The sequence below is a fragment of the Actinocrinis puniceicyclus genome, assembly GCF_018283645.1.
Classification (GTDB): domain Bacteria; phylum Actinomycetota; class Actinomycetes; order Streptomycetales; family Catenulisporaceae; genus Actinocrinis; species Actinocrinis puniceicyclus.
In genome coordinates this window covers 1-10,234 of sequence record NZ_JAGSXH010000157.1, presented here as the reverse complement: position 1 = coordinate 10,234, position 10,234 = coordinate 1, and the positions used below count along the sequence as shown (strand labels likewise).

At 68.3% G+C, this 10,234-nt stretch carries 4 protein-coding genes; 2 read left to right on the top strand and 2 right to left on the bottom strand.

The window, feature by feature from the left end; all coding sequences use genetic code 11:
- Window positions 1-232 (top strand): hypothetical protein (locus KGA66_RS25940; RefSeq protein ID WP_211471648.1); only part of this gene is annotated, 232 nt, incomplete at its 5' end.
- Window positions 233-330: 98 nt separating this feature from the next.
- Here the strand turns inward: KGA66_RS25940 and KGA66_RS25935 are convergent.
- Both KGA66_RS25935 and KGA66_RS25930 read right to left on the bottom strand, forming a co-directional pair.
- Window positions 331-795: a hypothetical protein gene (locus KGA66_RS25935; RefSeq protein WP_211471646.1), complete on the bottom strand. Its 465-nt coding sequence runs from the start codon at window positions 793-795 to the stop codon at window positions 331-333.
- Window positions 796-801: 6 nt separating this feature from the next.
- Window positions 802-7,956: an RHS repeat-associated core domain-containing protein gene (locus KGA66_RS25930; protein WP_211471644.1), complete on the bottom strand. Its 7,155-nt coding sequence runs from the start codon at window positions 7,954-7,956 to the stop codon at window positions 802-804.
- A 392-nt stretch (window positions 7,957-8,348) separates the two neighbouring features.
- Between KGA66_RS25930 and KGA66_RS31240 the strand changes: the two genes are divergently transcribed.
- Window positions 8,349-10,234, top strand: a 1,886-nt coding sequence (locus KGA66_RS31240; RefSeq protein WP_211471642.1) for a DNRLRE domain-containing protein, incomplete at its 3' end; no start/stop codon positions are given.

The window sequence follows — 10,234 nt, the reverse complement described above, 5'->3', positions numbered from 1 at the left end:
GGCCATCAGGTGCGCCGGCAACACCCCGCCGGAGCGCTTCACACCCCGGCCGCACCCCTCCACCGCCTCGTCCACCACGATTCGCGACACCGAGGCGGTCAGCAGACCCACCCCCAGCATGTCCGTCAACGGCGCAATCGGCACAGCACTCGAACTCACCCCCGAACGCTACCGCCCCGACCCCGAAACCAGCGGAAACAACCTGATCAGAGCCCTCAACCCATCAAGCTAAGTGGCATTGTTCCAGGGGCAGGCCTCGCCTCTCGCACCCGATCACGTGCCGCCGCGACGACGCTCCGTCAGCGGGGGCGAAAGCTCGACCTTTCAAGATCAGTGCGGGATTGCGTGATGAGCGATTTCACCCGTCGAGACAGTCAACCGAACGGGTACATCTCGAAATTCGGCGAAATCGGCACAGCGAGGAATCATCGCGCCGCCGATGAAGTCTGTACCGCAGACAAATCGGACGCCTGGAGCCTTCCAAAATAGGTAGTCCAAATTCTCGAGACCGTCCTTCATCTCGCAATAAATTCCGGGCTGGTCCGGAGTGAAAAGCGCCAAGAGGTGGGAGTGCGAGGCCACGGGCAAGCCGCTTGCAGCCTCAAAAACCACCTCGTCAGCAAGGGCGCCCAGGTCTATGACCACATTGGGAAGCAGGCTCCAGTCAATCCCGCTACCGACCCACTGGAGCGCGAGCAAGTGTTGATGGAACCGGAAGCAGTCCTGGTGGGGTGCCACAGTGGCCCTGCCTGCACGTACCCAATCCTGAATGTGAGTCGCATCGACATAGTTCATCAGTTGTCATACCTTCGGGAAGCCGCTGAGGATTCCAAGGTAGTCACCTTCCTCGAATCCGTCCATGACTACTGCACCTGTGCGCCAGCCTGAGCCACGCTTCGGTCCACTAGACTTATCCCACCAGTTGACATGAACGCCCTTAAGCGAGTTGGGATCGAAATCCAATCGCCAGCCCCGAGCGCCATCGGGGCTCTGCATTCCCGAGTAGACTTGACCGCCCGCCGGCCCGAGTTTTTGCATAAACGGAACGGCATCATCGCCGAGACCTGCAAGCTGCCTGGCTATGTCGCGTGCGGCGTTCATCGAATCGACATGAACGTGTAGCTCGCTTATGTCGCCACAGTTGTGTACGAGGACCGGCGTACTGCCTGCTTCCACATAGTAGGTGTGGACGCTGTCGACGGTGAGGTTGTAGGTGACGGCGGTCGTCGTGTAGCTGTGTAGCGCGAGGATGATGACGGTGCCCGCGTTGGTGGTTTGGAGCCGGTCGCCGGGGTGCAGCTGGTCGGCGTCGGTCCAGGCATGGGTGGTTTCGTCCCAGTAGGGGTGGTGGGCGGTGCCGGTGATGGTGGCGGGGCCGTGGCCGGTGTCGATGGTGACGTCGGTGTAGTCGCGGTCGGTGTGGGTGATGTGGATCGCGGTGACCGTGTGGGCCTGGTCTTTGGTGCCGGGATCGGCCCCGGGCAGGCTGTTGGCGATCTTGTCGCCGACTTTCACCCGGTCGATGGGTTTGCTGGTGCCGTTCGCCATCGCGACGGGTGTGTTGCCGACGAAGCTGTTGCAGAGCCACCCGGATTGCACGTCCGCTGCGACAAGGTCTTCCACGTCCTGGTCGCTGATGCCGTCTTGCGACTGCGCGTCGCCCAGTGCGCTGATGTGTGCGTAGCCTTGGCCGGGTCCGGTCAAGCCGGCGATCAGGAGTGTGCCGAGTTTCTCGAAGGGGTTGATCGCTCCGGAATCACCGAGCGCCCAGTCCACACCGGCGTTGGCGCCGAACAGTTCGAGCAGGTCGCCGGTGCACACCTGCTGGACGTTGAGGCACAGTTGGCGCCAGCGTTGGGCTTCGTCGAAGGTGTCGTGGACGGCGCCCCATTTGCTGACGGCGTACTGCCAGGCGGCTTTGAGGTACGCGGCCTGGGGGTCGTTGCCGTGGACGATGACGTGTGGGCTGATCTTCACGTCGCCGTTGCCGGAACCGGAGCCCTTGCCCGAGCCGCCGTTTCCGCCGGGCGGCGGCGCGCAGCCGCCGCCCTTGGCCGGTCCCCAGGGACAGCCTCCACCGCCGCGTTCGCTCGGCGGGAGGTCGCAGGTGTCCAGGCAGGCGCGCAGTCCGGTGGGGTCGCTGCCGGTGACGGGGTTGGCGGCGGCGTAGGTGTAGCCGTTCTGCTGTTGCGGGCTGGTGGTTTCGAAGACGGGGTCGAGGCTGGTGAAGCGGCCGAGGGCGGGGTCGTACCAGCGGGCGCCTACATCGGTCAGGCCGGTGGCGGTGTCCTGGGGTTTGTTGAGGAACCCGTGGATGTCCGGCCAGCTGGCGGGGGCGGCGCCGCGGGGGGCGCCGTAGGGGGTTTGCTGGCGCCAGACGGGGTTGGCGACCGTGTTGCTCAGGTCCAGGGTGCTGGTGTTGTGCTGGTCGGTGAGTTCGTAGGTGAACGCCGCGCCGGTGCCGGTGCGTACGGCCTGGCCGCCGCCGGGCAGCTGGTAGAAGCGGGTGGCGGTGACCGTTTTCGTACTGATGTTGAGGGCGAGTTGCTGGCCGGGCAGGTAGAGGGTGGTGGTGCCGGGGTCTTTCTGCTCCAGCAGGGTGCCCTCGGGGTCGTAGAGGTAGCTTGATCCCGCGGACGCGGTGGTGACGGCGGTCAGCTGCCCCAGGTCGTTCCAGGTCAGGGATTGCTGGCCGTTGGCTGTGGTGTTGCGCTGGGTGGTGTTGCCGAGCTTGTCGTAGCAGTAGGTGCTGCCGGTGTTGCTGGCCGGTCCGCTAGTGCTGGTGGAGGCGAGGGTGTGCAGGCCGGTGCTGGTCGTGCTGCAGGTGCTGGCGCTGCCGCCGTAGGTGTAGGTGGTGACCGTGTCCGCGGTGCCGGCGGTGAGGGCGTGGTCGGTTTCCTGCTGGCGCTGGCCGAGGCTGTCGAGGCTGTAGCCGGTCCAGTAGGCTCCGCCGGTGATCCCGTCGCCGACCGTGCTGTGGTTGCCGGCGGTGGGGGTGGCGGCGCACTGGTCGGTGGCGGTCCACGCCTGGCTGAGCCGGTCGAGTGGGTCGTACTGGTAGCACTGGGTTTCCGCTTGGGTGCCTTGGCGGGTTTCGGTTTGGCGGGTGAGGTTGCCGGCCGGGTCGTAGGCGTAGGCGGTGTCGTCGACCGGGGTGCCGGAGACGCTGGTGTTCGTCACGTGCTGGTCGGTCAGCGCGGTGGTGTGCGGGTCGTAGGTGTTGAACACGCCGGCGGTGGTGGTGAGGGCTTCCTCGGCGACCTGCCCGGTGGCGCTGTAGGTGACGCCGTGCACCAGGCCGGTCAATCCGGCGCCCATGGTGCAGGGCAGGTCGAGGAAGGTGCAGTGGCCGGTGGCGACCTTCTCGCTGGGCAGGTTGCCGGCGGCGGGCAGGGTGGTGGACAGCGGGAGCCCGGTGATGATGCCGTAGGTGCTGGTGTAGCTGTAGGTGCCGGCGAGCGCGCCCTCGCTTGAGGGGATGGTGATGTTCTCGCCGAGGGGTTCGCCGAAGACGTTGAACCCGCTCTGCTGGATCGTTTCGTAGGCGGCGCCGTTGCTGTACGCGGTCTCGGTGGTCAGGTGCCCGATCGGGTCGGTCATGCCGGACACGGCGTTGTTGCTGTTGTCGTATATCCAGGAAGCGGCCAGAGGGCCAGGCAGCTGGCTGCCAGCGGGAGCGTCGTATTCGCCGGTCTTGCGGTTGAGCGCGTCGTAGCTGTAAGAAACGGCGTTGCCAGCAGCGTCAGTGGTCTTGGCCAGGTTGCCGTCCGGGTCGTAGCTCAGGCTGGAGGCGCCGGCGTCGGGGTCGTTCTTACTGACGACCTGGCCGAGCAGGTTGTAGCCGGTGTGCCAGTCCGCGCCGCTGATCGCGTCCTTCACGTCGGTTTGCTGCCCGGTGTTGTCGAACAGGTAGTCGGTGGCCTGGGTCGTACCGCCGCTGATCGTGACTGTGGTGATCGCGTTGCTGGTGCTCGCCGTGACGGTGGGGGCGGTCGTGTACTGGTCCAGTTCGGTGGTGCGTCCCAGAGCATCGGTCACGGTCGCCGTGGCGACGCCGCCGGCCGGCGGCACGGTGATCGTCTTGTCGCCGGTGTATTGGGTGTAGGTGATGTTGTCCACGGTGGGGGTGGATGCGTTGTCCAGGGACTGGACCTTTACGGCGCGGCCCAGGCCGTCGTAGCTGGTGACGCTCTGCTGATGCACCTGGTTGTCGGGGATGGTCACCAGGTCGCTGCCGGGGGTGGTGCCCGGGTCCCACCAGTTGGCGTTGGTTTTGATCGTCCAGCCGTGGGTGTCGTAGTAGGTCTCGTTGATCAGGCGGCCGTTCTGCGGGGTGGGCGCCTGGGTTTCACGCGGCCGCAGCAGCGCGTCGTACAGGGCGGTGGAGGTGTAGGTGCCGCCCTCGTTGTTCAGCGTCGCGGTGCTTATCACGGTGGGGGTGGTGGCGGTGCCCAGGGTGTAGGTGTACGCCGCGTTCGGAGTGGCGGTGGTGGGGTTGTTGTCCGCCCACACGGCGGTCTTGCGGCCCAGCCCGTCGTAGTGCAGGACACTGGTCACGCCGTTGGGGTCGGTGACGGTGACCGGCAGGCCCCGATACGGGTCCAGGGTCGTGGTGGTGGCCTGTCCCAGGGCGTTGGTAGCGGTCGAACCGGTGGTCTCCCCGTTGGCCGTGGTGTACGCGCTCTGGCTCTCGTGCCCGAGCGCGTCCCAGGCGTCCAGTGCGCGGCCGTAGCTGTCGTAGGTGGTGGCGCCGGCCACCTGGTAGGTGAACGCGCCGCCGCTGTAGCCGGTGGCCTTCTGAATCTCGGAGACCTGCCCGAGGGTGGGGGCGGGCTGCGGCCACGCGGGACTGGTGCTCGGCTCGGTGCTGGAGCCGACCGGTTGCAGGTCGTAGAAGGTGCGGGTGTCCGAGACCACGTCAGTGGGCCGGTTCAAGCTCGTCGGGGCTGTCAGAGCGTTGGTCTGTGCGGCGGTGGGGGCGCTTGAGCCGCCGGGGTTGGTCCCGCCGCAGGGGTCGGCGTCGGTTTCCACGTCGGCGACCAGCCCGACCAGGTTCAGACTCTTATTGGCCGGCGCGTAGCTGGTGATGGTGCAGCGCTGCTGGTTGTTGCCCGGCACGGATAGGTCGCCGTGCTGGTAGACGATGGTCGGCAGGCCGAAGTAGTCGTCCTCGACGGTCGCGTCGTAGCTGGTGTCGGTCTCGGTTGTGCGCCAGGTGGTGGTGCTCGTGTCGGTCAGCGCGGTGCGCGTCCATGCTTCGATCTGCCCGGTGGCGTTCGCAGTGAGCGCGGGCAGCCCGGTGCGCGTGCGGGAGGCGGTGGGGGCGGAGACCCAATAGGAGTCGATGGTGGAGGAGGTGACCGCTCCGCCCTCGTAGTTGTACTGCGTGGTCTCGAGGGTGTCGCCGGCGAGCTGGTTGGTGTCCTCGTGGTTGCCGCCCTGGGAGTCGGTCAGGGTGACCGCGGTGGAATTGTTGTCATCCGACATGCCGCGGTAGTAGGTGCTCTCCGATTCGGTGACCGGGTCGGAGCCTGAGCCGGTGAGGGTCTGCACGTCGCCGTAGCCGCGGTACTGGCCGTAGGTGCGGTACTTGGCCTGCACCACCTCGTTGTCGTCGTAGTGCCAGGCCGCCCCCTTGAGGTACTTGTACGCGGTGTACATGCCCGCGGAGCCGCCGGAGGGGTCGGACTGGGCGACGGAGGAGACGGTGTATTTGTTGAACCAGTCCAGCAGCGGGGTGCTGGCGCCCTGCTCGGTCCAGTACACCGGGTAGCAGGAGGAGGTGTTCGTCGCCGGGGCCTGGGTGACCGGCGCGGTGCACGGGTTGACCAGGCCGTAGTTCACGGTGATCACGCTGCCGGTCTCGGTGGTGATCGAGCCGATCCGGTAGCGGATCAGCGGGGGCAGCCCGTCGGTGGTGGTGTCCACCCGGTTGGCTTCCTGTATCCCGCCGAAGCTGAGCGCGGGCAGGGTGACCGCGGCCCCGCCGGCGGAGGTGTCCGAGCCGGTGTGGGTAATCGTCTTGAGCCACAGGGTCGCGGCGGTGCCGTCGCCCGGGGCGGGCATGGTCTGGGTGAAGGCGTAGCTGTCCACCGTGGCGTAGGCCGAGCCGTTCCATTGCTCGGTGCTGATCCCGGCCAGGCGCACGGTTGACCAGAATGAGGGGCCGGTCACCTGGCAGGCGGCGCCCGCGGCGCAGTTCAGGTCGTAGGGCACGTCCGGCCAGTTCGCCGCGTTCGTCGTGTTCAGCGGGTCGCAGGTCCCGGACACGCAGCGGTCCCCGGTGCTGAACAGCACCTTGTCCGGGATGGTGCCGTAGGCATTGTCGTCGGTGAACCCGTAGTCGATGTGGTCCAGGTGCGCGTCGCGCACGTATGCGGTCGCGCTGGTGGTGTTCGCGTTTTTCGCGTAGGCGTTGGAGTCCTGCTTGTAGTAGTACGCCATCGCGTCCCCGCGCAGGTCCTTGACGTAGTCCAGGTTCCACCGGTATGCCATGGTGCACCAGGAGGAGGACCAGGTCGCGTTGTAGCACGGGTCGGTGTAGTTCTTACCCGGGGTGCTCGGGTCGTGTGCGGAGTACACCGGCTCGGACTGCACCGAGTTGGTGGTCGCCTTGCCCGAGGACCAGCCCGGCAGCTGGTTGCGGCCGAAGGAGTAGGTCGTGCCGGTGCGGTCGGTCACCGTCCAGTAGTCGGTGTTGTAGGTTCCGGTGCCGTTGTTCGACCCGGTGTGGTGGGTGACCACCTCGCCATCGTCGGTGGCGGCCTTCCAGGTCTGCTTGCCCGAGTCCCACACCAGCGCGGTGGACGAACCGTTCAGCGAGAGGGTGAGGACCGGCCCGTCGTAGCACATGTCCCCGGTGGCCTGCGGCGCAGGATCGCCTTCCGGGGAGTCGGAGCAGGAGACGAAGGCCTGCTCGATGTAGTTCTCCGGGGTCGACCAGCCGTCCCCCAGCCAGTTCGCCTGCGCCTGGGTGGCGGCGGTCTGACCGTCCACGTTACCCGAGTTGTAGGAGAGCGACACCGTGGGCACCAGCGTCGAGGCCGCGGGGGGCACGCTGACCGGGTAGGAGTAGTCGAACGCACCGGTCGAGCCGCCCGCCGACCACGACCCCGACGCCTTCAGGCTGGTGGCCCCATACGTGCCCGCGGCCCCGCCACCGTCCCCGCCCGAGGGCGAGGAGGTGGCGGCCAGCACCATCGCGCCGCCGCTCATCGTCCTGGCCGGGCGCACACCGCTGGAGAGCGACTGGGGGGCGGCGGCCTCGACGGCGCCGAGGGTAACCGGCGCGGAGAGCGACTTGCCGCTTAGGTCGTTGGTGGAGGGCAGCGGCGTCTGGGTGCGGCAGACCGCCAGCTGGGGCGTGGTCAGCGCGCACGCGGGCAGCTGCACCAGGCGCAGCCTCGAGCCGTAGTCGCCGCCGTAGGCCTGCGCGAACGTCCCGTAGTCGATGCCCACGCGCACCCGTCCGCGACCCGCTCCGCTCGGCGCGGCGGTGAACAGCACCCCGTCCACCCCGGCCGCCGCCGCGGCCGCGTGGTCGGCCACGCTGAAACTCAACGCCACAGGGCCCTGATACGTGCCGTGCGCCGGCGCCACCGCCTGACCCCACATCGGGGTGCCCGCGGCATACCCCTTCGCCCCAACGCTCGCGGGTGCGCCACCCGCCGCCTGGCTCGGGGCCTTCGCCGCGCCCGCCCCGGCGGCGCTCAGCGACGCGGTGGCGGCGTGGGCGCTGGGCCAGCGCATCGCACTCGGCACGTACCTGGTGCCTGTCTCGTCGCGGCCGTTGACGGGATGCGCCGCGACCTTGTGAACCCCGGTGACCGGGTAACCCACATTCGCACTGGGCAGCGCGGGTTTCGCAGCGCTCTGCGGCAATGCCTGTGGCGCGAGCAGCAGCGGCGCGATCAACGCGCCCGCCGCGATCCCCCCGCCCAGGGCCGAGGTACGCATACGAGCCAGGATGCTGTTGCGACGCCGCCAAGCCACGACACGCACGAAAACCCCCACCAAGACCGAACCGCCCCAACGAGCTGATAGCGCTGGCGTGCCGCCTTCCGCGAACCGGTAAGCAGGGCAGCCAACCGAACGATACCAAACTCAGACCCCGAATGGTCACGAAAGCGTCACGATCACAGGGCTATGAATCAGACGTCTCCCTTTAAGCCGGACAAACCAGTCGTCATCAGTTGTCATAGAAACGCCAACCGGTTACGACCGGTCGACCCGGCCCTGGCCGGATGTCACAGTCACCCGGTAGCGTGACCGACGCGGGGGGGGTGAATCAAGGCAACCTCCTGTCATCGTTCGCCTGGTTGGAAGCTTGACCCTTGGGGGAGTCCCACATGCGTGTTCCCGTCCGCGCGCGCAGCCTGCGCTGTATCACACCCGCGACCCTGGCGTTGAGCCTGGCCGCGGCCGCGCTGCTCGCCGCGCACCCGCCGCAGCACCCCGCCACCCGCCTGCCCGCGACCGCGCCGGCCGCGAGCAGCACGCGGCTGTCGGCCGCCATGGCCTCCGCGCGGGCGCGCGCCACCGGGCAGGCCGTGGTCGCCGACGCGCTGACCACCGCGACCGATCAGACCACTGCGAACCCGGACGGCTCGTTCACCCTGACCACCTCCCCGGCCCCGGTGCGCGTACAGCGGCACGGCGCCTGGGTGCCGCTGGACGCCACCCTGGTCAAGAACCCGGACGGCACCTACTCCCCGGCCGCCACCCCCGCCGGCCTGGTCCTTTCCGGCGGCGGCGCCGACCCCCTCGCGATTTTGAGCAACCACGGCCGCCAACTGGCCGTCACCCTGCCGGTGAGCCTGCCCGCCCCCGCTGTCACCGGCGCCACCGCCATCTACCCGGGCCTGCTGCCCGACGTGGACCTGGTAGTCACCGCCACTCCCGAGGGCGGCTACAGCGACGTGTTCGTCGTCAAAACCGCCAACGCGGCCGCCAACCCCTCGCTGCGCACCCTAATGCGAGCCACCCTCACCGGCACCGGGGTGAGCCTTACCACCGACGCGGCTGGGAACCTGACCGCCGCCACCAGCACCGGGACCCCAATCTTCACCGCCCCCGCACCCGCGATCTGGGACTCGGCCACCGCCCCGGCGACCGGCACCCTCTCGGCCGGCACCGCCTCACCCAACCCCAGCCCGACCGGGACCGCAGCCGGAACGGACCCGGTCACCGGCGCGCCCCTGGCCTCATCGGTCACCGGCCCCGGCGAGGGCGCCCACCAGGCATCCCTGGACGCCGCGCTCTCTGGAAGCACCCTGACCTTGTCCCCGCCCGCCTCAGTGCTGACCGGCAGTGCGACCAGCTACCCGGTGTACATCGACCCCTCGGTCGGCCCGAGCGTGGCGTCCTGGACCATGGTCAACTCCTACTACGCGACCACCTCCTACTTCAACAGCGGCACCAATGGGCGCATGCAGGTCGGCTACGACGGCTGGGACGCCCCCTACTTCACCGCCCGCTCCTTCACCACCCTGAACCTGTCCGGTGTGCCGGCCGGCGCCCAGGTCTCCTCGGCGCAGGTCAACTTCTTCGAGGACGTCGCCCCCTCCTGCAGCGCCCGCGAGGTGGACCTGTGGACCACCGGCGGCATCTCCAGCGGCACGACCTGGAACAGCCAGCCCGCCTGGAACAGCAAGATCGGCTCCGAGAGCGTGGCCAAGGGCTACAGCGGCTGCTCCGCCGGCGGCGTCGGCTTCGACATCACCAGCCAGGTCGCCTCCACCCGCGGCGCCGGCGGCACGTCGCTCACCCTCGGGCTGCGCGCCGCCAACGAATCCGACGCCTACGCCTGGAAACAGTTCAACGGCAACCTGAGCACCGAAACCAAGACCACCGCCTCGGTCACCTACGACCAAGCCCCCGACCAGCCCACCGGCCTGTACACCTCCCCATCTACTGACTGCTCAAGCACCACCCTGGGCGACACCGCTGTCACGCTCTACGCCCCGGTCTCCGACCCCGACGGCGGCTCCCTGACCACCACCTTCAACTTCTACTACGCCTCCGACGGCGCCAAGACCAACCTGCTCACCTCCGCCCACGGCATCCCCTCGGACACCTACACCGGCAACTCCGGAGTCACCGCCGCCCTGCCGCTGCCGGAATCCTTCTTCAAAACCCTGGCCGGAAGCACGCCGACCACCTTCACCTGGAAAGCCGTCACCAGCGACGGCACCCTGACCTCCCCCTGGTCGACCGAATGCTCCTTCACCTGGGA

Coding starts and splice junctions, on each gene's coding strand:
- KGA66_RS25935 (WP_211471646.1), bottom strand. CDS start 795: ATGAACTATGTCGATGCGACTCACATTCAGGATTGGGTACGTGCAGGC.
- KGA66_RS25930 (WP_211471644.1), bottom strand. CDS start 7,956: ATGCGTACCTCGGCCCTGGGCGGGGGGATCGCGGCGGGCGCGTTGATC.